The sequence below is a fragment of the Streptomyces sp. NPDC107471 genome (assembly GCF_055582845.1).
Genome location: NZ_JBVJPC010000010.1, coordinates 292,533 through 316,173, shown reverse-complemented (window position 1 = coordinate 316,173; position 23,641 = coordinate 292,533). Strand labels below are relative to the sequence as shown.

General features: G+C 71.9%; 22 protein-coding genes. 8 read left to right on the top strand and 14 right to left on the bottom strand.

Going from position 1 to position 23,641, the window contains the following annotated elements:
- Positions 1-46 precede the first annotated feature (46 nt).
- From ACZ66S_RS31745 to ACZ66S_RS31735, 3 genes are read right to left on the bottom strand one after another with little or no spacing between them, the layout of a single operon-like run.
- Positions 47-1,195: a dipeptidase gene (locus tag ACZ66S_RS31745; protein ID WP_469905035.1), complete on the bottom strand. Its 1,149-nt coding sequence runs from the start codon at positions 1,193-1,195 to the stop codon at positions 47-49.
- A gap of 34 nt (positions 1,196-1,229) precedes the next feature.
- Positions 1,230-1,727, bottom strand: coding sequence for a 5-(carboxyamino)imidazole ribonucleotide mutase (purE, locus tag ACZ66S_RS31740; protein ID WP_469905034.1), 498 nt, complete (start codon positions 1,725-1,727; stop codon positions 1,230-1,232).
- Positions 1,728-1,747: 20 nt separating this feature from the next.
- Positions 1,748-2,887: a 5-(carboxyamino)imidazole ribonucleotide synthase gene (locus ACZ66S_RS31735; RefSeq protein WP_469904987.1), complete on the bottom strand. Its 1,140-nt coding sequence runs from the start codon at positions 2,885-2,887 to the stop codon at positions 1,748-1,750.
- A 178-nt stretch (positions 2,888-3,065) separates the two neighbouring features.
- Between ACZ66S_RS31735 and ACZ66S_RS31730 the strand changes: the two genes are divergently transcribed.
- Entirely contained in the window at positions 3,066-3,584 is a 519-nt protein-coding gene (locus ACZ66S_RS31730; RefSeq protein WP_469904986.1) for a GtrA family protein, read from the top strand.
- Between the two features lie 458 nt (positions 3,585-4,042).
- On the opposite strand, the gene ACZ66S_RS31725 is transcribed toward ACZ66S_RS31730, so the two are convergent.
- Together ACZ66S_RS31725 and ACZ66S_RS31720 are read right to left on the bottom strand one after the other, a co-directional pair.
- Complete coding sequence (locus ACZ66S_RS31725; protein WP_469904985.1) at positions 4,043-5,317, bottom strand: ATP-binding protein; 1,275 nt, start codon at positions 5,315-5,317, stop codon at positions 4,043-4,045.
- Between the two features lie 36 nt (positions 5,318-5,353).
- Positions 5,354-6,031, bottom strand: a complete 678-nt coding sequence (locus ACZ66S_RS31720; protein ID WP_007382513.1) for a response regulator transcription factor — start codon at positions 6,029-6,031, stop codon at positions 5,354-5,356.
- 296 nt (positions 6,032-6,327) lie between these two features.
- Here ACZ66S_RS31720 and ACZ66S_RS31715 point away from each other — a divergent pair, with 296 nt between their 5' ends.
- Positions 6,328-7,824 carry an oligopeptide:H+ symporter gene (locus tag ACZ66S_RS31715; protein ID WP_469904984.1) on the top strand — a complete coding sequence of 499 codons (1,497 nt, stop codon included), beginning with the start codon at positions 6,328-6,330 and terminating at the stop codon, positions 7,822-7,824.
- A gap of 88 nt (positions 7,825-7,912) precedes the next feature.
- On the opposite strand, the gene ACZ66S_RS31710 is transcribed toward ACZ66S_RS31715, so the two are convergent.
- The 5 genes from ACZ66S_RS31710 to ACZ66S_RS31690 form a co-directional block, all read right to left on the bottom strand.
- Positions 7,913-9,166 (bottom strand): hypothetical protein, encoded by a 1,254-nt coding sequence (locus ACZ66S_RS31710; RefSeq protein WP_469905033.1) that lies wholly within the window; start codon positions 9,164-9,166, stop codon positions 7,913-7,915.
- A 65-nt stretch (positions 9,167-9,231) separates the two neighbouring features.
- A complete protein-coding gene (locus ACZ66S_RS31705; RefSeq protein ID WP_469904983.1) occupies positions 9,232-10,323 on the bottom strand; it encodes a hypothetical protein in 1,092 nt (363 codons plus the stop codon).
- A gap of 298 nt (positions 10,324-10,621) precedes the next feature.
- The gene (locus tag ACZ66S_RS31700) at positions 10,622-11,317 is read right to left on the bottom strand and encodes an LPXTG cell wall anchor domain-containing protein (protein WP_469904982.1); all 696 of its coding nucleotides are present in this window, start codon (positions 11,315-11,317) and stop codon (positions 10,622-10,624) included.
- Positions 11,318-11,475: 158 nt separating this feature from the next.
- Positions 11,476-11,970 carry an ATP-binding protein gene (locus ACZ66S_RS31695; RefSeq protein WP_469904981.1) on the bottom strand — a complete coding sequence of 165 codons (495 nt, stop codon included), beginning with the start codon at positions 11,968-11,970 and terminating at the stop codon, positions 11,476-11,478.
- 225 nt (positions 11,971-12,195) lie between these two features.
- Positions 12,196-12,576, bottom strand: coding sequence for an STAS domain-containing protein (locus tag ACZ66S_RS31690; protein WP_469904980.1), 381 nt, complete (start codon positions 12,574-12,576; stop codon positions 12,196-12,198).
- A 250-nt stretch (positions 12,577-12,826) separates the two neighbouring features.
- Here ACZ66S_RS31690 and ACZ66S_RS31685 point away from each other — a divergent pair, with 250 nt between their 5' ends.
- Positions 12,827-13,729: an RNA polymerase sigma factor SigF gene (locus ACZ66S_RS31685; RefSeq protein ID WP_469904979.1), complete on the top strand. Its 903-nt coding sequence runs from the start codon at positions 12,827-12,829 to the stop codon at positions 13,727-13,729.
- 128 nt (positions 13,730-13,857) lie between these two features.
- Here the strand turns inward: ACZ66S_RS31685 and hutI are convergent, their stop codons facing one another.
- The 4 genes from hutI to hutU all read right to left on the bottom strand — a co-directional run bounded on the left by hutI (position 13,858) and on the right by hutU (position 19,584).
- Positions 13,858-15,147 (bottom strand): imidazolonepropionase, encoded by a 1,290-nt coding sequence (hutI, locus tag ACZ66S_RS31680; protein ID WP_469904978.1) that lies wholly within the window; start codon positions 15,145-15,147, stop codon positions 13,858-13,860.
- Positions 15,144-16,481, bottom strand: coding sequence for a formimidoylglutamate deiminase (locus ACZ66S_RS31675; RefSeq protein ID WP_469904977.1), 1,338 nt, complete (start codon positions 16,479-16,481; stop codon positions 15,144-15,146). The genes hutI and ACZ66S_RS31675 overlap by 4 nt, the downstream gene beginning before the upstream one ends.
- On the bottom strand, positions 16,478-17,680 hold the full coding sequence (locus ACZ66S_RS31670) for an allantoate amidohydrolase (protein WP_469904976.1): 1,203 nt from the start codon (positions 17,678-17,680) through the stop codon (positions 16,478-16,480). The genes ACZ66S_RS31675 and ACZ66S_RS31670 overlap by 4 nt, the downstream gene beginning before the upstream one ends.
- 239 nt (positions 17,681-17,919) lie before the next feature.
- Entirely contained in the window at positions 17,920-19,584 is a 1,665-nt protein-coding gene (gene hutU / locus ACZ66S_RS31665) for a urocanate hydratase (protein ID WP_469904975.1), read from the bottom strand.
- 177 nt (positions 19,585-19,761) lie between these two features.
- On the opposite strand from hutU, the gene ACZ66S_RS31660 reads away from it, so the two are divergent.
- From ACZ66S_RS31660 to ACZ66S_RS31640, 5 genes are all read left to right on the top strand, one after another.
- A complete protein-coding gene (locus tag ACZ66S_RS31660; RefSeq protein WP_469905032.1) occupies positions 19,762-21,132 on the top strand; it encodes a type III PLP-dependent enzyme domain-containing protein in 1,371 nt (456 codons plus the stop codon).
- A 169-nt stretch (positions 21,133-21,301) separates the two neighbouring features.
- Complete coding sequence (locus ACZ66S_RS31655; RefSeq protein ID WP_469904974.1) at positions 21,302-21,745, top strand: hypothetical protein; 444 nt, start codon at positions 21,302-21,304, stop codon at positions 21,743-21,745.
- Positions 21,742-22,686, top strand: coding sequence for a hypothetical protein (locus ACZ66S_RS31650; protein WP_469904973.1), 945 nt, complete (start codon positions 21,742-21,744; stop codon positions 22,684-22,686). Before ACZ66S_RS31655 ends, ACZ66S_RS31650 begins: the two co-directional genes overlap by 4 nt.
- A gap of 34 nt (positions 22,687-22,720) precedes the next feature.
- On the top strand, positions 22,721-23,242 hold the full coding sequence (locus tag ACZ66S_RS31645) for a roadblock/LC7 domain-containing protein (RefSeq protein ID WP_469904972.1): 522 nt from the start codon (positions 22,721-22,723) through the stop codon (positions 23,240-23,242).
- Between the two features lie 21 nt (positions 23,243-23,263).
- Entirely contained in the window at positions 23,264-23,638 is a 375-nt protein-coding gene (locus ACZ66S_RS31640) for a roadblock/LC7 domain-containing protein (RefSeq protein WP_469904971.1), read from the top strand.
- The last annotated feature ends 3 nt before the right edge of the window (positions 23,639-23,641 follow it).

The window sequence follows — 23,641 nt, the reverse complement described above, 5'->3', positions numbered from 1 at the left end:
CACCGCGCGCCACCCCGGCCACCAGGTCCACAATGCCCCCGGACGCTCAGCCGTCGAGCTGGGTCAGAGTCGCGTTGGACGGCCCCCGCGTCGCCTGGAGCTCGCGCGCCACGTCCTCCGCCGCGCCCAGTACCCGGACCGCGTTCTGCCAGGTGAGCTTGGCGAGATCGGCGCGGGACCAGCCGCGGTCGAGGAGCTCGGCGATCAGGTTCGGGTAGCCGGAGACGTCGTTCAGGCCGTCCGGGGTGAACGCCGTGCCGTCGTAGTCGCCGCCGATGCCGATGTGGTCCACGCCGGCCACCTCGCGCATGTGGTCCAGATGGTCGGCGACCGTCGAGACCGTGGCCACCGGGCGCGGGTTGCGCTCCTCGAAAGCGCGGTGCACCTCCATCGCCTCGGAGGTGGTCGCGAGGTGGTGGAAGCCGTGCTCGCGCATGTTCTCGTCGGCCGCGGCCGTCCAGTCGACGGCGGCCTGGAGGACGAACTTCGGCACGAAGGTCACCATCGCCATGCCGCCGTTGGCCGGCAGGCGCTCCAGGACGTCGTCCGGGATGTTGCGCGGGTGGTCGCACACGGCCCGCGCGGAGGAGTGGGAGAAGATCACCGGCGCGAGCGTCGCGTCGAGCGCGTCCCGCATGGTCGTCGCCGCCACGTGCGAGAGGTCCACGAGCATGCCCTCGCGGTTCATCTCCCGGACCACCGCGCGGCCGAAGGCCGAGAGCCCCCCGACGCCGGGTTCGTCGGTCGCGGAGTCCGCCCAGTCCACGTTGTCGTTGTGGGTGAGGGTCATGTAGCGCACGCCCAGCGCGTACAACGCGCGTAGCGTCGCGAGGGAGTTGGCGATGGAGTGACCGCCCTCGGCGCCCATGAGCGAGGCGACACGGCCCTCCGCGCGCGCCGCCTCCATGTCCGCGGCGGTGAGCGCGGCCCGCAGCTCGGCCGGGTACCGCGCGATCAACTGCCGTACGCAGTCGATCTGTTCCAGGGTCGCCGGCACCGCGTCGGGCAGGTCCGAGCGGACGTACACCGACCAGTACTGCGCGCCGACCCCGCCGGCCCGCAGCCGGGCCAGGTCGGTGTGCAGGTGGGCCGACTGGTCGGTGGCGATGTCACGGGCGTCGAGGTCGTAGCCGACCTGTTCGCGCAGGGCCCACGGCAGGTCGTTGTGGCCGTCGACGACCGGGAACTCGCGCAGGAGTTCCCGGTCGTCTCCAGCGGACGCGCGGCCGTCACTTGGCGAAGCCGAAGCCGTTGGAGCCCTCGACCTTGGACCGCAGGCGTTTGCCCTTCTCGGTGGCCTGGTCGTTGAGCTCCTGCTGGAACTCCCGCATCCGGCCGAGGAGTTCCTCGTCGTGCGCGGCGAGGATGCGGGCCGCGAGCAGACCGGCGTTGCGGGCACCGCCCACGGAGACGGTCGCGACGGGGACGCCGGCCGGCATCTGCACGATGGACAGCAGCGAGTCCATGCCGTCGAGGTACTTCAGCGGGACTGGGACGCCGATGACGGGGAGCGGGGTGACGGAGGCGAGCATGCCCGGGAGGTGGGCGGCCCCTCCGGCCCCCGCGATGATCACCTTCAGGCCCCGCTCGGCGGCCTGCTCGCCGTACGCGATCATCTCGCGGGGCATGCGGTGCGCGGAGACGACGTCGACCTCGTAGTCGATCTCGAACTCGTCGAGGGCCTGGGCGGCGGCCTCCATGACGGGCCAGTCGCTGTCCGACCCCATGACGATGCCAACAACGGGGCTCATTCGGTGATCGTGCCTCTCAGGTAGCCGGCAGCGTGACGTGCGCGTTCGAGAACGTCGTCCAGGTCGTCGCCGTAGGTGTTGACGTGACCGACCTTGCGGCCGGGCTTCACGTCCTTGCCGTACATGTGGATCTTGAGCTTGGGGTCGCGGGCCATGCAGTGCAGGTACGCGGAGTACATGTCGGGGAAGTCGCCGCCGAGGACGTTGACCATGACGGTCCACCTGGCGCGGGGGCGCGGATCGCCGAGCGGGAGGTCGAGAACGGCCCGGACGTGGTTGGCGAACTGCGAGGTGATCGCGCCGTCCATGGACCAGTGGCCCGAGTTGTGCGGGCGCATCGCGAGCTCGTTGACGAGGATGCGGCCGTCGCGGGTCTGGAACAGCTCGACGGCGAGGTGGCCGACGACGTCCAGTTCCTTGGCGATGTTGAGGGCCATCTCCTCGGCCTTGAGGGCGAGGGCTTCGTCCAGGTCGGGCGCGGGCGCGATCACCGTGTCGCAGACGCCGTTGACCTGCTGGGACTCGACGACCGGGTAGGCGACGGCCTGGCCGTGCGGCGAGCGTACGACGTTGGCGGCGAGCTCGCGGACGTAGTCGACCTTCTCCTCGGCGAGGACCGGGACACCGGCCCGGAAGGGGTCGGCCGCCTCCTCCACCGAGTCGACGACCCACACGCCCTTGCCGTCGTAGCCTCCGCGGACGGTCTTGAGGACGACGGGGAAGCCGTCGCCCTCCGCCGCGAAGGCCGCCACGTCCTCGGGATCGCTGACGATCCGGTGCCGTGGGCACGGGACGCCGATCGCGGTGAGCCGCGCGCGCATCACGCCCTTGTCCTGGGCGTGCACGAGCGCGTCGGGGCCGGGGCGCACGGGGATGCCGTCCGCCTCCAGGGCTCTGAGGTGCTCGGTGGGTACGTGTTCGTGATCGAAGGTGATCACATCGCACCCGCGCGCGAACTCACGCAGCGTGTCGAGGTCGCGATAGTCGCCGATGACGACATCGCTCACCACCTGCGCCGCGGAATCCTGAGGGGTGTCACTGAGAAGCTTGAACCTGATGCCGAGCGGGATGCCTGCCTCGTGTGTCATACGCGCGAGCTGGCCCCCGCCGACCATGCCGACTACCGGGAACGTCACGACCCCAGGGTATCGGTCGCGCCACGGCGGCTGGATTCCGCGCCTGTTTCCGGTCCTCTTACCAGTTGGTTTCCCTGTGTGTGAGTTCATCCACAGGCAACGGGTATGGGGGGTGGTTAGCATGGCTGAGTTGACGAAATCACTCGACTGACCGACCCGACTGGGGGACTGTACAACCATGGGACATGGTTCCTCAGGGCTGCGGAGGATCGTCCGCGAGGTCGCCAAATTCGGTGCGGTCGGCGGAGCGGGGCTCCTGGTCAACCTCGTCGTCTTCAACGTGGTCCGGCACCTCACCGACCTTCCGGTGGTCCGCGCGAGCGTCATCGCCACGGTGGTGGCGATCGTCTTCAACTACATAGGGTTCCGTTACTTCACGTACCGCGACCGCGACAAGAGCGGCCGTACGAAGGAACTGACCCTGTTCCTGCTGTTCAGCGTGGTCGGCCTGGTCATCGAGAACGGCATCCTCTACACCGCGACCTACGCCTTCGGCTGGGACAGCCCCCTGCAGAGCAACATCTTCAAGTTCGTCGGCATCGGCATCGCCACCCTGTTCCGCTTCTGGTCCTACCGGAGCTGGGTCTTCAAGACCCTCCCGGCCCGCGAGGCGGTGGCCAGCGCGGAATCCTTCCTGGAACAGGCCGACCAGGCAGCCACCAGAAAGCCGTCCCACCCGGGCCAGCGAGTCCTCTGACCCCGGCCCGGTTCACTTGCAGGCCCGGATCCCAACACCCGCAGCATCCTCGGACAACCCCGCCGGAGCACCCTGACAAGGGTCGCCAGTTCCCCCACCAGGTGATTCCCCTGCAAAGCCGGGGACTGCCGCCTCTCCGCGCAGCCGCCGCCAGCCTGCGCCAGGCCCTCGGGCGGGGTGCCCCCGCTTCAGCCCGTGCAGCTCACCGCGCCGTGCGCTCGCCGTGCGGCACGGCCGCCTTCAGCGGGTGGAGGAACGGGCCGGGGGCCGGGGCGGAGCCCGCAGCATCGGGCCCGGCGGGGGTGCTCTGCCAAGCCCCCCGCCGCGCGGTTCCCCTGCAAGGCCGGGAGCGGACGCCGTCTCTCCGAACGGCTGCCGTCGGCCCGCGGGCGGGGGTGCTCCGTCGAGGACCGCCGAGCCCACCCGACGCCGTCCGAGGCCGGTTCAGTGGGCGGTGTTCAGCGGACCATCGGTTCCTCGTCGTCCGGGGCTGTGGGTTTCAGGGGGGTGCGGGAGAGGAAGAGGCCGAAGACCGGGGGCTGGGCCTGGAGCATTTCCAGGCGGCCGCCGTCGGCCTCCGCGAGGTCTCGGGCGACCGCGAGGCCGATGCCCGTGGAGTTGCGGCCGCTGATCGTGCGCTCGAAGATGCGGGCGCCGAGGTCGGCGGGGACGCCGGGGCCCTCGTCGGTGACCTCGATGACGGCCTGGTTGCCGGTGACGCGGGTGCGCAGCGCCACCGTGCCGCCGCCGTGCATGAGGGAGTTCTCGATCAGCGCGGCCAGGACCTGGGCCACCGCCCCCGGGGTGCCGACCGCCGTGAGGTGCCGCTTGCCGGAGCTGACGATGGCCCGGCCCGCGCTGCGGTAGGCGGGCCGCCACTCCGCGAGCTGCTGCTGGATGACCTCGTCGAGGTCGAAGGTGACCGCGTTGCCGGCCCGGGGGTCGCGGGAGTTCGTCAGCAGCCGTTCGACCACGTCCGTCAGCCGCTCCACCTGGGTCAGCGCGACGTTCGCCTCCTCCTTCACCGTGTCCGGGTCGTCGGTGAGGGTGATCTCCTCCAGACGCATCGACAGGGCGGTCAGGGGCGTACGGAGCTGGTGGGAGGCGTCGGCGGCCAGGCGCCGTTCCGCCGTGAGCATGCGGGCGATCCGCTCGGCCGAGGAGTCCAGCACGTCGGCGACCCGGTCCAGCTCGGGGACGCCGTACCGCTTGTGCCGGGGCCGCGGGTCGCCGGAGCCGAGGCGTTCCGCGGTCTCGGCGAGGTCGGTCAGCGGCGAGGCCAGCTTGTTGGCCTGGCGGATCGCGAGGAGCACCGCGGCGATCACCGCGAGCAGGGCCACCAGGCCGATGATCAGGAGCGTACGGCCGACCTCACGGGTCACCGAGGAGCGCGGCTCCTGCACGGTGACCGTCTCGCCCTCCTCGCCCTTCTCGGTGGAGCTGATGACCTCACCGGAGGGCCGGGTGCCGACCTCGATCGGGTCCTTACCGGGGATCCGGATCACGGCGTACCGTTCCTGCGCGACCTGGTCGCGCAGGATCTCCGCGGTCACGTCCTCCGCGGCGAACAGCCTGCTGTCCACGATCCCGGCCAGCCGGATCGCCTCGGAGTCGACCCGCTCCTGGGCGCTGTTGCTGATGGTGCGGGTCTCGACGATGACGAGGGAGACGCCGAAGACGGCGATCACCACGAGCACCACGGCGAGCGTGGACTGGATCAGTCGACGGCGCATGTCCTCTTACCTGTTACCTGCCGGACGATGACCCGTTCAGCTCTTCTCGAAGCGGAAGCCCACGCCCCGGACCGTCGCGATGTACCGCGGGTTGGCCGCGTCGTCGCCGAGCTTCTTGCGGAGCCAGGAGATGTGCATGTCGAGCGTCTTGGTCGACGACCACCACGTGGTGTCCCAGACCTCGCGCATGAGCTGGTCCCGGGTCACCACCCGGCCGGCGTCCCGCACCAGGACCCGCAGCAGGTCGAACTCCTTGGCGGTGAGCTGGAGTTCCTCGTCACCCATCCACGCCCGGTGCGACTCGACGTCGATCCGCACCCCGTGGGTGGCCGGCGGCTGCGCCGGCTCGGCCGCCCCGCGCCGCAGCAGGGCCCGGACCCGGGCGAGCAGCTCGGCGAGCCGGAAGGGCTTGGTCACGTAGTCGTCGGCACCCGCGTCGAGACCGACGACGGTGTCCACCTCGTCGGCGCGGGCGGTCAGGATGAGGATCGGTACGGCGTGGCCCTCGGCGCGCAGTCGGCGGGCCACCTCGAGGCCGTCCATGCCGGGCAGACCCAGGTCGAGGACGACCAGGTCGATACCGCCCTGCATTCCGGCGTCGAGCGCGGTGGGACCGTCCTCGCGCACCTCGACCTCGTACCCTTCCCGGCGCAGGGCGCGGGCCAGCGGCTCCGAAATGGACGCATCGTCCTCGGCGAGCAGTACACGGGTCATGAGCTGATGGTAGACCGCGCTTGACAGATGCTGGGGTGTGATCGCAACCCCGTGGTTCTTACCTTCCACGGTTCCGGTGTGAACCTGTGACTATGGGGTGCCAATCCTGTAAGGACCTTAGAAATCAGGTGTACGGTTCCACGGCCACCTGTGATTCAGATCTCAAGTCCTTCCATTTCCGTCAGTATCCTGTCGTATGGTGAATCAATGCCTGTCGCAACGTGGGGACCTTTGGCGCACATCCGTCGCTGAAGGTCTCTTTTGTGTGCGGTAATCCCCACCAGCAAGGAACGACCATGGCGTCCAGCCTGACGAAGGACTCGGTGACTCCGGGCACCCCCGGTACCGACAAGACCTTCTTCGGCCACCCCCGCGGACTGGCCACACTCTTCATGACCGAGATGTGGGAGAGGTTCTCCTACTACGGCATGAGGGCACTGCTCCCGCTGTACCTCGTCGCCCCGGGCGGCCTGCACCTCAGCGCCGCGACCGCGACCGCGATCTACTCCGTGTACGTGTCGCTGGTGTACCTGCTCGCGATGCCCGGCGGCTGGTTCGGCGACCGCGTGTGGGGTCCCCGTAAGACCGTCGCCGTCGCCGGTGCCGTGATCATGCTCGGCCACCTCACGCTGGCCCTGCCCTCCTCGGGCACCTTCTACGCCGGCCTCGGCCTGGTCGCGATCGGTTCCGGTCTGCTGAAGGCCAACATCTCCACCATGGTCGGCCACCTCTACGAGGGCCGGGACGACGCCCGCCGCGACGGCGGCTTCACGGTCTTCTACATGGGCATCAACCTCGGCGCCTTCGCCGCCCCCCTGGTCATCGGCACCATCGGCGAGAACGTCAACTGGCACCTCGGCTTCGCGCTCGCCGCGGTCGGCATGGCCCTGGGGCTCGCCCAGTTCCTCATCGGCAGCCGTCACCTGGCCGACCGCTCCAGCGTCGTCCCGACCCCGCTGTCCGACGCCGAGAAGTCCGCCACCCTGCGCAAGGCCGCGATCTGGGCCGGCATCGCCGTCGTCTTCTACGCGATCGTCGGCTTCTCCGGCCACTACACGCTGAACTGGATCCTGGTCCCGCTGACCCTGCTCGGCGTGATCATCCCGGTGATGGTGCTGGTCAACATCAAGCGGGACAGGGACCTGGACCGCACCGAGCAGAAGTCGATGTCCGCGTACATCTGGTTCTTCGTCGCCGCGGCCGTGTTCTGGATGATCTACGACCAGGGCGGCTCGACCCTGTCGATCTTCGCGGACTCCTCCGCCGAGAACAGCGTCCTCGGCTGGACGTTCCCGGTCTCCTGGTACCAGTCGGTCAACCCCGTCCTCATCATGGCCCTGGCCCCGGTCTTCGCCTGGGTCTGGCTGGCGCTGAACCGGCGGGGCAAGGAGCCGAGCACGGCCGTGAAGTTCGCCTCCGGCCTCGTGCTCGTCGGTGCGTCCTTCTTCCTGTTCCTCGCGCCGCTGGCCATCGCGGACGGTGGCCACAAGGCCGCCGCGCTGTGGCTGGTCGCGATCTACTTCGTGCAGACCGTGGGCGAGCTGCTGCTGTCGCCGGTGGGTCTGTCGGTGACCACGAAGATGGCCCCCGCGAAGTACGCCTCGCAGATGATGGGCGTGTGGTTCCTCGCGGTCACCGCGGGTGACGCGACGACCGGACTGCTCTCCATCGCCGGGGTCGACCTCAACAAGACCGGGATCGTCGCCCTGGAGGCGACGCTCGCCGTGCTCGCCGGTGTCGCGGTGTGGATGTACCGCAACCGGGTCAAGGAGCTCATGGGCAGCGTGCGCTGAGTCCGGAGCGCCGCAACCGCGGGGCGCCGGGATCCTGGTGGATCCCGGCGCCCCGTCCGTTTCCCCGCCGCCGCGGTTCCCCGCGCTCTCAGAGCCTCCTGCGGCCGGGCATGAACGTGAGGAATGCGCCGCCCAGCAGCACCGCCGTGCCCGCCACCAGACCCAGTGCCTTCAGGGCCGCGTGGTCCTCCGCGCCCGTCGCCGCCAGGCCGCCGCCGGTCGACGTACCGCCCGAGCCGCTCGTCCCGCTCGTCCCGCCGGAGCCGGAGGAACCGCCCGCGGCGCCGCCCTCCTGCTCCTGCGTGGTCAGGGTGAGGGAGACCGCTGTGCTGTCCGGCTTGCAGGTGGTCGTGGTGCCCAGTGCCTCGATCGTGAGGACACCCGGCGACAACGTCGACTCACCGGTGGCGCCCGGCTTGTACGTGCCCGTCATGTCCGGGATCTCTATGGGGTCGCCCGACTTTATGGCCTCGGCGTTGGTGGGGCCCTCGACGTGGACCGAGCCCGTGTCGTCGCCGCCCAGGAGGACGTCCATGGAGGGCTTGACCGAGTTCGCGGGGATGTCGGCGGGGCTGTCCATGGGCGAGTTCTTGAACTGCACGGTCAGGCCGTAACTGCCGCCGTCCTTCTTGGCGTTGATCTGGATCGACGAGGTGGCCTTCTTCTCGCCGAGGGGCGACTGGCAGGTGTAGGGGATGTCGACCGCCTTGCCCGTGAAGTCGGTCTGCCCGTCGCCGGAGGAACTGGGGCTCGGCGTGGCCGTGCCGGTAGGGGTCGGCGTCGGGCTCGGGGTGGGAGTGGCGCTGTCCGTCGGATCCGGCGTCGGTGTCGAGGTCCCGTCTCCTGCGGCCACGTCGATCGTCGCCGCCTTCGGCACCGTCTGCGTCGGCGTGCACACCGTGTTCGTGCCCATCGCGTTCACCGTGTACGGGCCCGGCGTCAGCGTGAGCTGTCCGGCCGCCGTCAGCTTCAGCGTGCCCTTCATGTCGGACAGCACCATGTCCCCGCCCTTGGGGATCGCCGGGTTCTGCCGCGGGCCGGTCATCGCGATGTCGGCGCTCTGCGCGCCGGCCGCCTTCAACGTGCCGGTCGGCTGCACCGAGTCGGCGGGCAGGTCGATGATGTTCGGGTTCTTGGACGCGGCCTGGGTGAACTTCCACACCACGTCGATCTCGTCGCCGACCTTCGCGGTGGCCGGCGCGGTGATCTCCACCTTGGTGGTGCCGTCGACGGGGTCGAGACCGACACCCGCGGGCGGCACGCACCGGGTCGCGAACGACACCTCGGCGGCCTGCGCGGGCCCGGCGGCGAGGCCGAGCACCACGCCCGCCCCGGCCAGCACCAGCGCCGCACCGGCCGCGCCCGCTCTTCTCGGCCCGGCGGCCGGTGGGACTCTCCTTCGCATGCTCACGTGGAACCCTCTCTGGTGGGAGTCGTGGGACTCGTCGGGCCGGCGTCGTGCGGTGCGGAGAGCCGGCCACCGGCCGCGCCCGGATCGGCGTCCGGGGTGAACCACGGCAGGGTGGACGTCACAGGGGCCGCGTGGGCGGCCGTGGAGGGCTTGACCCCCGGCAGGCGCAGGGCGAGTTCGGGCAGCCGCAGCCCGCGGTGCCGGATGCCTCCGGCGGGCCGCGGCCGGACCCGGTCCACGACCGCCATGCCGATGCGGAACAGCGCCGCCGGCACAACCAGGCAGACCAGGACCCAGAACAGGGTCACGCCCCAGGGCCGGCCCACGCCCCAGGGCTGCTCGGCCAGCACCTTGCCGGCGTACTTCAGCGAGACGGTGTACGCGCCGTGCGCGCCGCCCGTGAGCTCGACGGGCAGTTCGATCCGCGCCTTCCCGCCCGGCTGGATCGTGCCGCGCCACTGCTGTTCCTCCCACTGCGGGGCGAACACGCCGTGCGCGGTGCCGACCTGGAAGACGGGGTCCTTGACCGCGGAGGTGCCGACGTTGCCGACGGTGAGGACGAGGGTGCGGGCGGGCGGCGCCCCGAACCAGGTCAGCAGGGACCCGGAGCCGTCGAGCCGGGTGTCGGTGAGCACGGACAGCCGCCCGCCGTCGGTCTCCGCGGGCAGCGGCTCCACGGCGTGCCCGGCCACCTGGAAGATCGCGTCGGCCTCGGCCTTCGCCCCGGTCACCGTCGCCACGTGCACCACACAGGGACAGGGCGCCGGCGGCTCGGCGACGGGCAGTCTCCTGCTGAAGCGCCCCTCGGCGTCCGTCGTGACGGCCCGGCCGTCCGCGTTGGCGCAGGAGTTGGTCCCGCCCGGCACCCCGCGCGAGGGCACCGCCTGTCCGCAGACCAGGATCATCAGCAGCGCCCGCGCCCGCCAGCCGCTGCCGCTCACCGTGATCGAACCGCCGGTCCCCGCCTGGGACTTCGACAGCTTCACGCGCGGCCCGTCCGCCGCGGCCGCCGTCCCCGCCAGGGGTGCCAGCAGCAGCGCGAGCACCGCCACCGCCGCCGCCCACCGCACCTTGCCGCTCGGGCTCACGTCGTCGCTCCCGTCAACTCGGCTTCCGTACCCGGGGATCCGGCCGCGGTCCCGGCCGTGCGACGCCGAAGGCCGCGCCCCGGACTCCGTACGACGAGCCCTGAACGGCGTACGACGCCTTCGACGCCGTGCCCGGGACCGGGCGTCGTCCGCCACCACGCCGTGGGGCGGGCCGGGGCGACCGGGGCGAGGCGGCCGGGCGCGGCCCCTGGCGGGACCGGCGGAGGCAGGACACGGGCGGTGGGCGGCACGGGTGGCATGGGCGGCTCCAGCGGTCGTACGCGAGCGGGCCGGCCGCTCAGCGGCGGGCGCGGGCCGCCTGGTCGCGCCGGGTCAGCCACAGCGTGCCCGCAGCACCCGCGAGCAGCACCGTGCCGCCGAGCGTGCCGAGGGCGATCGCCGAGTCCTCGGGGCCGGTCTGCGGAAGGGCGGCGGCGGAACCGCTGTCACTGCCGCTGTCGCTCCGGGTGCCGGAGGAACCCGAGGCCGCGGTGACGTCCAGGGTCAGCGAGGCACCGGGGCTGTTGGTCGGCGTGCAGGTGGTCGTCGTACCGAGCGCCTTGATGGTGAGCACGCCCGCCGTGAAGGTGACCTTGCCGGTCTTCTTCGGGGTGTACGTCCCGGTCAGGTCGTTGATCTTGATGGGGGTGTTGGCGGGGACGGTCGCCTGGTTGGCCGGGCCGGTCACGCTCATGGTCCCGCTGTCCGCGCCGCCCAGCCGGATGGTGGCGCTCGGGTTCATCGCGCCCTTGCCGAGGTCGACCGGGCTGGAGGAGACGCCCTTCTGCCAGGACATCGTGATCCGGTAGCCACTGCCGCTCTTCACGCCCTCGATGTCGATGGGCGAGACGGCGCTCTTGTCACCGATCGGCGTCTTGCACAGGTAGTTGACGTTCACGACCGCGGCACGGGCAGCGGGGGCGGCCATCAGCACCGCCGAGCCGGCCAGGGCCGCGACGGACGCGAGCGCGGCGGTTCGTTTCGGGTACGACACGGTTCCGCTCCCCTTACTCGTTCCTGACGGCACATCAGATCGGCCGTCAAGGTACGCCGGGGCACCGGAGGAAGGAAGAGAAAGTAAGTGTCGGAAGTGTGGGGGCACCCCGGAAAACCACGGGGCACCCTGAAAAGGAGCGCCGGACGGGCGGAGGGCTAGGCGGGTGCGCCGAGCTCCGCCCACACGGTCTTGCCGGCCACTCCGGGGGCTCTGACGACTCCCCAGTCCAGGGAGAGCCGCTGCACGATGAACATGCCGTGGCCGCCGGGCCGGCCCGCCTGGTGCGGGGTGCGCGGTGCCGGCTGTCCGTTCCCCCGGTCGGAGACCTCGACCCGGATCACCTTGTTGTCGCAGGAGATCCCCAACTGGTCCGGGCCCTCCGCGTGCAGACAGGCGTTCGTCACCAGCTCGGAGACGACCAGCAGCACGTCCTCCGTCACGGCCCGCCGGTCCGCGGACGCCGCCGGCAGCCACCCCCACGCGTGCAACGCCTGCCGGGTGAAGTCGCGCGCGAGCGGGACGACCCCGCTCTCCCCCTCGAAGCTCAGCCGACGGACATGGCGTCCCGTCGGCACCTCGGCATCGCCGCCAGGCTCCACGCCGGGCTCCGGGTCACGGTCGCCCGGCGAGTAGGGCCGGGTGGTGCTCATCAGCGCTTCACCTCACCGATTCACCGGTTCACGATTCAAAACGTCACTGCATGGTCGCTCACCGAACAGTCAGTACGGATGTCTCCTGCCCGAGCGGACGGGTAGAACACCCCTCCATTCGGGACGTATGTCCACCACGAGGGCTGTGACACCCGGTGGGGACCGGCCGGAGGAGACGAACGGGACACGGACGGGGCCGCCGGGGCCGCCACCCGCACCGTCGCCTCAGTCCTCGGACTCACCGGCCAGGGCCTCCTCCAGCGTGTCGTGCACGCTGAAGACCGCATCGGCCCCCGTGATCTCGAAGACGCGTGCCACGACGGGCAGCATCCCCGCGAGATGTACGCCACCCCCCGCCGCCTCGGCCTTCAGCCGTGCCCCCAGCAGCACATTCAGTCCGGTGGAATCACAGAACTCCAGCCGTGTGCAGTCGACGACAAGCCGGCTCTTCCCCTTGGCGAGGCACTCCTCGAGTGGCTCACGCAACAAATCGGCCGTGTGGTGATCCAACTCACCTGCTGGAGTCACGACGGCACTGGAGCCCTCTTGCCGCACCTCAACCAGAAGCCGGCCAGACTGTGCGCTGCCGACCGTCCCGCGGTCCATGCCGTCTCTCTCTCCCGACGTCGTGGCTGCTGATGACGCCCTCGAACACTACGCCTTCTCTACACCCTCCGACACCCGAACAATCGCACGCAAACGGACATAACCGCACAGAACACACTTGCGGTCGTGTCGGGAAACCGGGTAGGGCTAGTAGAGACACGTACTCGACACGGCCGGCTTTGGAGGCGCCGCACACCGCAGTGCACGTATTGGCTTCGGCAGCCATATGCCGAGAACGATGGAGGACATCATGTCACCCCGGCTCGACGCCTCGCATACCCCTCAGGCGACGTCGACATCCCCCCCGGAACATCTGGATCCCATCGAGCAGGACGGCGAAGACGATGTGCTCGCCGGGCTTCCGGAGATCCCGCCCTTCGAAGAGGTGGGGGCCGTGGACGCGCGAGCCCTCTCGAAGACCCTCTTCGCGCGGCTGGAGTCGCTGGAGGAGGGCACGCACGAGTACTCGTACGTCCGCAACACGCTCGTCGAACTGAACCTCGCCCTGGTCAAGTTCGCCGCCTCCCGCTTCCGCTCCCGCAGTGAGCCGATGGAGGACATCATCCAGGTCGGCACCATCGGCCTGATCAAGTCGATCGACCGCTTCGAACTCAGCCGGGGTGTGGAGTTCCCCACCTTCGCGATGCCAACCATCGTGGGCGAGATCAAGCGCTTCTTCCGTGACACGTCCTGGTCGGTGCGGGTGCCGCGCCGCCTCCAGGAGCTCCGGCTCGACCTGGCCAAGGCCGGCGACGAACTGGCCCAGAAGCTCGACCGCGCCCCCACCGTGGGCGAGCTCGCCGAACGCCTCGGGCTGTCGAAGGAGGAGGTCGTCGAGGGCATGGCGGCGTCCAACGCGTACACCGCCTCCTCGCTGGACGCCCAGCCGGAGGAGGACGACTCCGAGGGCGCGCTGGCCGACCGGATCGGCTACGAGGACCACGGACTCGAGGGCATCGAGTACGTCGAGTCGCTGAAGCCGCTGATCGCCGAGCTGCCCTCCCGGGACCGCCAGATCCTCTCGCTGCGCTTCGTCGCGGGCATGACCCAGTCGGAGATCGGCGACGAGCTCGGGATCTCCCAGATGCACGTCTCGCGGCTGCTGTCGCGGACGCTGGTACGACTTCGGAAGGGCCTGACCGTCGAGGAGTGACGGTCGGCGACAGACCTGCGCGCGTGCCCGGTGTCCGATGGGACACCGGGCACCGGCGTTCCCGGGCCCGGTCGGGCGGGCGGCGGGACGTGGGGCCGGGCGGCACGGGGCCGGGCGCGGCACGGGTGTCAGACCACGCGCACACCCCGCCGCCACACCCCGCTGACCAGCGGCACGCCCGGCCGGTAGGCCAGGTGCACATGGCTCGGGGCGTCCAGGAGGATCAGGTCGGCGCGGGCGCCCGGGGCGAGCCGGCCCACGTCCTCGCGACGGAGGGCGGCCGCTCCGCCCGCCGTGGCCGACCAGACCGCCTCGTCCGGTGTCATCCCCATGTCGCGCACCGCGAGGGCGACGCAGAAGGGGACGGAGGAGGTGAAGGACGAGCCCGGGTTGCAGTCCGTCGACAGGGCGACGGTGACGCCGGCGTCCAGGAGGCGGCGGGCGTCCGGCCACTCGGCGCGCGTGGAGAACTCCGCGCCCGGCAGGAGTGTGGCGACGGTACGGCTGTTCGCCAGGGCGTCGACGTCCTCGGCGGTGAGGTGGGTGCAGTGGTCGGCGCTGGCGGCGTCCAGTTCGACCGCGAGCCGCACTCCGGGGCCGTGGGAGAGCTGGTTGGCGTGGATGCGGGGGTGCAGGCCCTTCGCCTTGCCGGCCGTGAGGATCGCGCGGGCCTGGTCGCCGTCGAAGGCGCCCTTCTCGCAGAAGACGTCGATCCAACGGGCGTACGGGGCGCAGGCGTCGAGCATCGCGCCGGTGACCAGCTCCACGTAGGCGGCCGGGTCGTCGGCGTGGTCCGGAGACACGATGTGGGCGCCGAGATAGGTGACCTCGTCGGTGTGGGCGGCGGCGATGCGCAGGGCCCGCGCCTCGTCCTCGACGGTCAGGCCGTAGCCCGACTTGGTCTCGAAGGTCGTCGTGCCCTGGCGCAGGGCCTCGTCGAGGTAGCGGGTGAGGTTCTGTTCGAGTTCCTCGTCGCTCGCCGCCCGGGTCGCGGCGACCGTGGTGCGGATGCCGCCCGCGCTGTAGGCCCGCCCCGACATGCGGGCGTTGAACTCCTGGGTGCGGTCGCCCGCGAAGACGAGGTGGCTGTGGGAGTCCACGAAGCCGGGCAGGACCGCCCTGCCCTCGGCGTCGACCCGATTGTCAGTGGCGGGTGCTTTGCTTTGATCACCGATCCACACGACGCGGTCGCCCTCGATGGCGACCGCCGCGTTCCGGATCAGTCCGAGGGGGGTGTTGTCACCCAGGGAGGGGTCGTTGGTGACCAGGGCGGCGATGTTGGTGATGAGCGTGCTTGCGGTGCTCGCGGAGTGGGCGGGGCTGACGGTCGTCGCGTTGCTCATGGCGTCCTCGGTGGCCTGGTCGGCGGTGGGGGCGGGTTCGGGGGCAGGACGTGGCGGCGGCCTGCCCGGGGTCATCCGTGCAGTGCGGCGACGGCGTCCGCGAGGGCTTTCGGCACGTCCGGCACCAGCGCGTGGACCCCGTCGCGCACCACGTGCCGACCTCCCACGACCGTGTGCGACACGTCTGCCGCCGACGCGGCGAATACGGCCGTCTCGGCCCCGAGCCGCGGAGGCGGCCCTGCCGTCCTGACCGAGTCGAGGGCGACGGTGGTGAAGTCGGCGAGCGCGCCGGGCTCCAGGGTGCCCGCGTCGTCCCAGCCGAGGGCCGCGTGGCCGTCGGCCGAGGCCGCCCGCAGGAGGGCCGCCGCCGTCCAGTGACCTCGCCTGCGGGTGCGCAGGCGCTCGTCGAGCTCCATCGCGCGTGCCTCTTCGAGCAGGTCGATGACGGCGTGGCTGTCGGAGCCGAGGGACAGCGGTGAGCCCGCCTGCTGGAGGGCCACGGCCGGTCCGATGCCGTCGGCGAGGTCCCGCTCGGTCGTCGGGCACATGCAGGTGCCGGTGCCGCTGCCGCCGATCAGGGCGATGTCCTCGTCGGTGAGGTGGGTGTTGTGGACGCCGGTGGTGCGCGGCCCGAGGACACCGTGCTCGGCAAGCAGCCGGGTCGGTGTGCACCCGTGGGCCTCGCGGCAGGCGTCGTTCTCGGCGGTCTGCTCGGACAGGTGGACGTGCAGCGGGGCCCGCCGCTCCCCGGCCCAGCGGGCCACGGTCGCCAACTGGTCGGCGGGCACGGCCCGTACGGAGTGGATCGCCGCACCGATCCTCGCGTGATCCCGGTCCTTGAGAACTGAACAGCGTGCGGCCCAGGCGTCCGCGGTGCCGTCGGAGAAGCGGAGCTGGTGGCTGGTGGGCGGCTGTCCGAAGCCGGAGGAGAGGTAGGCGGTGTCGAGGAGGGTGATGCGGATGCCGGCGTCGGCGGCGGCCTCGATCAGTGCCTCGCCCATGGCGTTGGGGTCGGCGTAGGGGGTGCCGCCGGGGGCGTGGTGCAGGTAGTGGAACTCCCCGACCGCGGTGATGCCCGCCAGCGCCATCTCCGCGTACACGGCACGGGCGAGGTCGCGGTAGCTGTCCGGGGTGAGCCGGCCGGCGGTCGCGTACATGACCTCGCGCCAGGTCCAGAAGGTCCCGGAGCCGACCTGGACGGTGGAGCGCAGGGCCCGGTGGAAGGCGTGCGAGTGGGCGTTCGCCAGCCCGGGGAGGGTCAGTCCGCGCAGGATCTCGGCGCCGGGGGGCGGGGTGCCGGTGCCGGTGCGGACGGCGGTGACGCGGCCGTCCGCGACGTCCAGTGCCACGCCCGGCTCGACGTGGGTCCCGAGCCAGGCGTGCTCCAGCCAGTAGGTCTTCGCTGTCACCTGCAGGCCAGTCCTTCCAGTACGTCGGCGAGCGCGAGGACCCCGGCCACGCAGTCGTCCTCGGCGGCGAACTCCGCCGGGGAGTGCGAGACGCCGGTGGGGTTGCGCACGAACAGCATGGCGGTCGGGATGTGTCCGGAGAGGATCCCGGCGTCGTGTCCTGCGCCGGTTCCCAGGACGGGCACCGCCAGTTCGGTGCGGCTGCCCAGGATGCGGGCGAGTTCGTCGCGCAGGGCGTGGTCGAACTCGACGACGGGGGTGAAGGACTCCCGGACCACGTCGAGGTCGATGCCGTGCGCCTGCGCGTACTCCCTGGCCGCCTTCTCCACACCGCCGACCACCTGGTCGAGGCTTGCCTGGTCGGCGGCGCGGGAGTCGAGCCAGCCGCGCACCAGGGAGGGGATGGCGTTGACGCCGTTCGGCTCTACGGCGACCTTGCCGAAGGTGGCGACGGCACCGGCGAGTTCGGCCTCCCGGCGGGCCGCGAGCACGGTCTCGGCGTACGACAGCATGGGGTCGCGCCGGTCCACGAGGCGGGTGGTGCCGGCATGGTTGGCCTCGCCGCGGAAGTCGAACCGCCAGCGGCCGTGCGGCCAGATGGCGCTGGCGATGCCGATCCGGTCGCCGGAGAGGTCCAGCGCCCTGCCCTGCTCGACGTGCAGTTCGACGAAGGCGCCGATGCGGGCGAGCCGTTCGGGGTCGGCGCCGATGCCGTCGGGGTCGTACCCCGCCGCCTCCATGGCCCTCGGCAGGCTGACCCCGTCCCCGTCGGTCAGCAGGTGCGCCTGCTCGGTGGTGAGCGCGCCCGCGGTGAGCCGGGACCCGACACAGGCGAGCCCGAAGCGGGCGCCCTCCTCGTCCCCGAAGTTGACGAGGGCGAGGGGCTTGGTGAACTCGGCCTGTCGGGACCGGAGTTCGTCGAGCGCGGCGAAGGAGGAGACGACGCCGAGGGGGCCGTCGTAGGCGCCTCCGTCGGGTACGGAGTCGAGGTGCGACCCGGTGACGACGGCGTCGCCCTGGGCGGGGTCGCCGAGCCAGGCCCACTGGTTGCCGTTCCGGTCGACCTCGTAGGTCAGTCCGCGGTCCTCGGCCTGCTGCCTGAACCAGGCCCGGCACTCGCCGTCGGCCTCGGTCCAGGCGAACCGGCGATAGCCCTGCGAGCCGGGGTGCCGACCGACGGGCAGCAGCTCACGCCACATCTCGTGAAAGGAGGAACCCCGATGCTGCCCCACCGCACCGGCCTGCGAACCCCCGCGCCCCGCGGCCGCCCCGAGCCGTGCGCCCCCGGACCCAGTGCCCGGTGCGGGCCGTGTGCCCTCGTGGCCCGCGTCCGCTTCCGGCTGGGTGCTGTCGGTTCGGGGGGCGGAGCGGGTGGGTAGGGCCCGGTCCGTGGACGGCGTCGGGGTCGCCGTCCGTGCCGGGGAGTCGCCGCTGCTGCTCACGCCGGGTCACCCTCGCGCATCGGGATCCGCACGCCCCGCTCGTCGGCGACGGACTCCGCGATGTCGTACCCGGCGTCCACATGACGGATGACACCCATGCCGGGGTCGTTCGTCAGCACGCGCCGGACCTTCTCGCCGCCCAGTTGCGTGCCGTCGGCCACCGTCACCTGTCCGGCGTGGATGGACCGCCCCATGCCCACGCCGCCGCCGTGGTGGAGGGAGACCCAGGACGCGCCCGAGGCCACGTTGACCATGGCGTTCAGCAACGGCCAGTCGGCGATCGCGTCGGACCCGTCGAGCATGCCCTCGGTCTCGCGGTAGGGGGAGGCGACGGACCCGGCGTCCAGGTGGTCGCGCCCGATCGCCAGCGGCGCCGCCAGCTCGCCGCTCGCCACCATGTCGTTGAAGCGCTCGCCGGCCTTGTCGCGCTCGCCGTAGCCGAGCCAGCAGATGCGCGCGGGCAGGCCCTGGAAGTGCACCCGCTCCCCGGCCATTTTGATCCAGCGGGCGAGGGACTCGTTCTCGGGGAAGAGCTCCAGGATCGCCTTGTCGGTCTTGGCGATGTCGGAGGCCTCACCCGACAGCGCGGCCCAGCGGAAGGGGCCCTTGCCCTCGCAGAACAGCGGACGGATGTAGGCGGGGACGAAGCCGGGGAAGGCGAACGCCCGGTCGTACCCGGCGAGCCGGGCCTCACCGCGGATCGAGTTGCCGTAGTCGAAGACCTCGGCACCGGCGTCCATGAAGCCGACCATGGCCTCGACGTGCCGGGCCATCGACTCACGGGCGCGGGTGGTGAAGCCCGCCGGGTCCTTGGCCGCCGCGTCCGCCATGTCCTCGAAGGCCACCCCGGTCGGCAGGTACGCCAGCGGGTCGTGGGCCGAGGTCTGGTCGGTGACGATGTCGATGGGCGCGCCCATCTCCAGGAGCTGCGGGACCAGGTCGGCCGCGTTGCCGAGGACGCCGATGGACAGCGGGCGGCGGGCGTCGCGGGCCTCGGTGGCGAGCTGGAGGGCGTGCTCCAGGCTGTCGGCCTTCACGTCCAGGTAGCGGTGCTCGATGCGCCGCTCGATGGCGCGGGGGTCGCAGTCGATGCAGATCGCGACGCCGTCGTTCATGGTGACCGCGAGGGGCTGGGCGCCGCCCATGCCGCCGAGGCCGGCGGTGAGGGTGATCGTGCCGGCGAGGGTGCCGCCGAACTTCTTCGCGGCGACGGCCGAGAAGGTCTCGTAGGTGCCCTGGAGGATGCCCTGGGTGCCGATGTAGATCCAGGAGCCGGCGGTCATCTGGCCGTACATGGTCAGGCCGAGGGCCTCCAGGCGGCGGAACTCCTCCCAGTTGGCCCAGTCGCCGACGAGGTTGGAGTTGGCGATCAGGACGCGCGGGGCCCACTCGTGGGTCTGCATGACGCCGACGGGGCGGCCGGACTGGACCAGCATGGTCTCGTCCTGCTTGAGGGTGCGCAGGGTGCGGACCATGGCGTCGAAGGAGCGCCAGTCACGGGCGGCCTTGCCGGTGCCGCCGTAGACGACGAGCTTGTCGGGGTGCTCGGCGACCTCGGGGTCCAGGTTGTTCTGGAGCATCCGCAGGGCGGCTTCCTGCTGCCATCCCAGGGCGCTCAGTTCCGTACCGCGCGGCGCTCGGACGGGGCGGGGTCCTGACATGGTCTGCCTCCTGGGGACTCTGCTCGAGTGTTGCTGCCGATATTCACATCCTGACTTTCTGAATAGAACTAGTCAATACGTTCTCGCGTCAGCATCGGTGGGAGAGAGTGATGTTTCAGGCCAGGCAACGCTGGACTGGACATCCGAGGTACGGGCGACGAGCAGGACGGGGACGTGATGGACGAGTACGGCACCAGCGGCGAGGAGCGGGCCGCCCGCCGGGACGAGGCGGTGCGCGCGGCCGTGGAGCAGGGCCTGCTGGGGCCGGACTCCCCCATCGTGGGGCTGCTCGACGTCACCGGCATCCGGGAGTCGGCGGCGGAGCTGCGCGCGGCCTTCGACGAGGTCACCGCGCCGGGCACGCCGGTGCTGCACGCGTTCGCGGTGAAGGCGAGCCCGCTGGTGCCGGTGCTGCGACTGCTGCGCGAGGAGGGCATCGGCGCGGAGGTGGCGAGCCCGGGCGAACTCGCGCTGGCGCGGGCGGCGGGGGTGTCGCCGGACCGGACCGTCCTGGACTCGCCCGCCAAGACGCCGGCCGAGCTCCGGGAGGCGCTGGCGCTGGGGATCGCCGTCAACGCGGACAACCCGCAGGAGCTGGACCGGATCGACGGCCTGATGCGGTCGGCGGTCAGCCGCTCCCCGCTCGGCATCCGGGTCAACCCGCAGGTCGGCGGCGGCACCATCGGGGCGACCTCGACGGCCACGGCGACCTCGAAGTTCGGGGTGGCGCTGCGGGACGAGGGGGCGCGCGAGTGGGTCGTGCGGGCGTACATCGACCGGCCGTGGCTGTCCCGGCTGCACGCCCACACCGGCTCCCAGGGCATCCCGCTCTCCCTGATGACCCAGGGGGTCGCGGAGACGTACGCGCTCGCCGAGGAGATCAACCGGCGCATCGGGCGGCCGCAGATCGACACGATCGACATCGGCGGCGGGCTGCCGGTGAACTTCGCCTCGGACGCGACGACCCCGACGTACCGCGCGTACGCGCGGGCGCTGCGGGAGGCGGTGCCGGGGCTGTTCGACGGGCGGTACGGGCTGGTCACCGAGTTCGGCCGGTCGCTGCTGGCCAAGCACGGCACCATCGTGGCGCGGGTGGAGTACGCCAAGACCGCGGGCGGCCGGCCGGTCGCGGTGACGCACGCGGGCGTGCAGGTGGCGACGCGGACGGTGTACGCACCGGGGTCGTGGCCGCTGCGGATCGCGGCGTACGACGGCAAGGGACGGCCCAAGAGCGGGCCCGAGGTGGTGCAGGACGTGGCGGGGCCGGCCTGCTTCTCGGGCGACCTGCTGGCCGAGGGGCGCGCCCTGCCGCCGCTCGACCAGGGCGACTACGCGGTGGCGCTGGACACCGGCGCGTACTACTTCGCGCACCACTACGCCTACAACTCGCTGGCACGGCCGGGCGTTTACGGCTTCGCCCCCGACCCGGAGCGGGGCGTGCGCTTCGCCACGGTGCGGGACCCCCAGACGCTCGCCTCGATCGTGGCCGAATCCGGAGGGGCGCACGCCGGTGCCCTCACCACCCTGCGCGCACCCGGGAGCAGTTGACACGCACCGGCGCACCGGTTGATCAATGGGCCCGTGAACAAGGCAAGTTGACCCACTCTAGTCACTCGGAGCATGTTCCACCGGAAAATGCCAGATCCCTCACTCCTCGCGCACACGTTGCGTAGTTTCGGCGTCACTCAGCCGAACCGCAGGCGGGAGGGGAGCCACGGTGCAGGGAATCGACGAGTGCCTGCTGGAAGCCATGCGACTGCCGGGCGCGCGGGGGGCCGCGCTGGTCGACTGGACGAGCGGGCTGGCCCTGGGCGCCGTGGGGGAATCCCCCGGCGGCGACCAGGAGGCGGCCGCCGCGGAGGCCGCCGAGCTCGCCCGGCTCGCCGCCGAGCAGCGCGCCTTCGCCGCCGCGGAGCCGGGGCCCGCCGGGTCCGCCAAGAGCCCCGACGACCCCGCCGCGGGGGCCGCCGGGGGCGGGACCGAGCCGCCCGTCGAGGACCTCATCCTCAGCAACCGGGACAGCTACCACGTCCTGCGGTTCGTGCCGACGTCCTTCGACAGCAGTGTGTTCCTGCACCTGTGGCTGGCCCGCGCGGAGGGCAACCTCGCGCTGGCCCGGATCCGGCTCGGTGAGATGGCCGGACGGCTGGAGCTCGGATGACGACGGTGCGCACCACGCCCGCCACCCCGCCGCCCCGGCTGCCGGTGCGCGACAAGGCGGCCGCCCTGGACCGCGGCTGGGGCGGTGTCTCGCCGATGCTGACCCGGCTGGCGGCCGAGCGGGCCACCGGTGTCCTGGTGCGCGAGCGCGGCACCCTGCACCTCGCCGACGGCAAGGTGGTGCACGCCGAGAGCCCGGCCGCCCCCGGCGCCGACGTCCTCCTGGCCGCCCACGGCACGCTGGACGCCGACATCTGGCGGCAGGCCCTGGCCGAGAGCGTCGCGAGCACCGGGGGCGCCGGCACCGGGGCCCGCCGCCTCACCGGCGCCGAGGCCGTGCACCGGGCGGGCCGCCGACTGGTCGCGGGCGGGCTGCTCACCCCCGGCGCCCTGGAGTTGTGCCGGCTGACCGCCCTGTACGACGCGGCGTACTTCGCCCTCGCCCCGAGCAGCACCCCGGGCCGCTTCCGCTACGGCGGCGAGGAGGCCCCGGACGCAGCCGCCGGCCCGGTCCCGGAGCCGGACGGCACCCTCGGCATCCCGCGCCCCGTCCCGGTCGCCGACCTGGAGCGCGAGACCCTGCGCCGCCGGGACCTGCTGCACCGCATCTGGCCGGACGCCCTGCCGGACGAGGTGCCGCTGACCCGGGAGCACCGTCCCATGGCCCCGTCGCTCCCGGCCCGGCGGCAGGCGGTGCTGGCCCGCGTGGACGGCGTCCGCACGGCGTCGGAGATCGCCCGCGAGCTGGGCCGCCCGGCCTTCCACACCCTGGTGGACGTACGGCGGCTGGTGGCGGCCGGAGTGGTCTCGCCCTGCCTGCCGCCGTCGTTCAGCGAGCCCGTGTCCGCGCCCGGTCCGCCGGTCGCCGGTCTCCCCGTCGAGCACGTCGATCCCCACATCACCTTGCTGAAGAGGCTCAGGGATGCGCTGGAGGCCCTTTGAGCGGCAGCGGGCCCGCGCCGAGAGGAGAGACCTGATGGCAGCAGCTCAGGACGCGATCCTGGAGGAGCTGCGCCGGCTCAGAGCCCGGGTGCCGCAGCTCACCGGCGCCCTCGCGGCCGACGCCGACGGTCTCGTCCTGGCCCAGGACACCCCGGGGGTCGACCCGCAGACCGTGGCCGCGCTCACCGGGACCACCCGGGCGGTCGCCGCCCAGCTCGCCGACGAGACCGGCCAGGGTGACCTGCGCGAACTGCTCGTACGAGGCGTGTACGGCTATGTCGCCACCTACGCGGCGGGCGCCGGGGCCGTCGTCACGCTGCTCGCTCAGGACCGGGTGAACGTCGGCCGCCTCCATCTGGAGGGCCGTCGGGCGGGCGCCCGGATCGCGGAGCTCGTCGACGGCGTGGTCGCCGAGCCCACCGAAGCCATCGAGAAGGCGCCCGCGAAGCCCGCTCCGGCACGTGCCAGAGCGGCCCGCACGTCCCGGGCCAAGCCCGTGGACACCCGCGCCGCGGCCACCGCACCGACGGCGGCCCGCACCACCACCGATAGTTGACAGAACCGAGGAGACACAGTCATGGCCAACACCGAAACCACGCTGAAGGAGGCCCTCGCCTCCATCGAGGGTGCCACCGGCGTAGCGCTCGTCGACTACACCAGCGGCATGGCGCTCGGCACCATGGGCGGCAGCAAGGGCTTCGACCTGAACGTCGCCGCGGCCGGCAACACCGACGTGGTCCGCGCGAAGATGCGCACGATGGAGCACCTCGGCCTCAAGGGCCAGATCGAGGACATCCTGATCACCCTGTCCGACCAGTACCACCTGATCCGCCTGATCGCCGGGCGCGGTGGCAACGGCCTCTTCCTCTACCTGGTCCTGGACGCCAAGCGGTCCAACCTCGCGATGGCCCGCCACCAGCTCAGGCAGATCGAGAACGACCTGGAGGTGTGACCG

Bases quoted from the DNA above. Each gene is read 5' to 3' on its own strand.
- ACZ66S_RS31730 (WP_469904986.1), top strand. From the start codon at position 3,066: ATGGGACATGGTTCCTCAGGGCTGCGGAGGATCGTCCGCGAGGTCGCC.
- ACZ66S_RS31640 (WP_469904971.1), top strand. From the start codon at position 23,264: ATGGCCAACACCGAAACCACGCTGAAGGAGGCCCTCGCCTCCATCGAG.
- ACZ66S_RS31645 (WP_469904972.1), top strand. From the start codon at position 22,721: ATGGCAGCAGCTCAGGACGCGATCCTGGAGGAGCTGCGCCGGCTCAGA.
- ACZ66S_RS31720 (WP_007382513.1), bottom strand. From the start codon at position 6,031: ATGACCCGTGTACTGCTCGCCGAGGACGATGCGTCCATTTCGGAGCCG.
- ACZ66S_RS31670 (WP_469904976.1), bottom strand. From the start codon at position 17,680: ATGTGGCGTGAGCTGCTGCCCGTCGGTCGGCACCCCGGCTCGCAGGGC.
- hutI (WP_469904978.1), bottom strand. From the start codon at position 15,147: ATGACCCCGGGCAGGCCGCCGCCACGTCCTGCCCCCGAACCCGCCCCC.
- ACZ66S_RS31725 (WP_469904985.1), bottom strand. From the start codon at position 5,317: ATGCGCCGTCGACTGATCCAGTCCACGCTCGCCGTGGTGCTCGTGGTG.
- ACZ66S_RS31685 (WP_469904979.1), top strand. From the start codon at position 12,827: ATGTCACCCCGGCTCGACGCCTCGCATACCCCTCAGGCGACGTCGACA.
- ACZ66S_RS31650 (WP_469904973.1), top strand. From the start codon at position 21,742: ATGACGACGGTGCGCACCACGCCCGCCACCCCGCCGCCCCGGCTGCCG.
- ACZ66S_RS31690 (WP_469904980.1), bottom strand. From the start codon at position 12,576: ATGGACCGCGGGACGGTCGGCAGCGCACAGTCTGGCCGGCTTCTGGTT.
- ACZ66S_RS31715 (WP_469904984.1), top strand. From the start codon at position 6,328: ATGGCGTCCAGCCTGACGAAGGACTCGGTGACTCCGGGCACCCCCGGT.
- hutU (WP_469904975.1), bottom strand. From the start codon at position 19,584: ATGTCAGGACCCCGCCCCGTCCGAGCGCCGCGCGGTACGGAACTGAGC.
- ACZ66S_RS31660 (WP_469905032.1), top strand. From the start codon at position 19,762: ATGGACGAGTACGGCACCAGCGGCGAGGAGCGGGCCGCCCGCCGGGAC.
- ACZ66S_RS31695 (WP_469904981.1), bottom strand. From the start codon at position 11,970: ATGAGCACCACCCGGCCCTACTCGCCGGGCGACCGTGACCCGGAGCCC.
- purE (WP_469905034.1), bottom strand. From the start codon at position 1,727: ATGGGGTCGGACAGCGACTGGCCCGTCATGGAGGCCGCCGCCCAGGCC.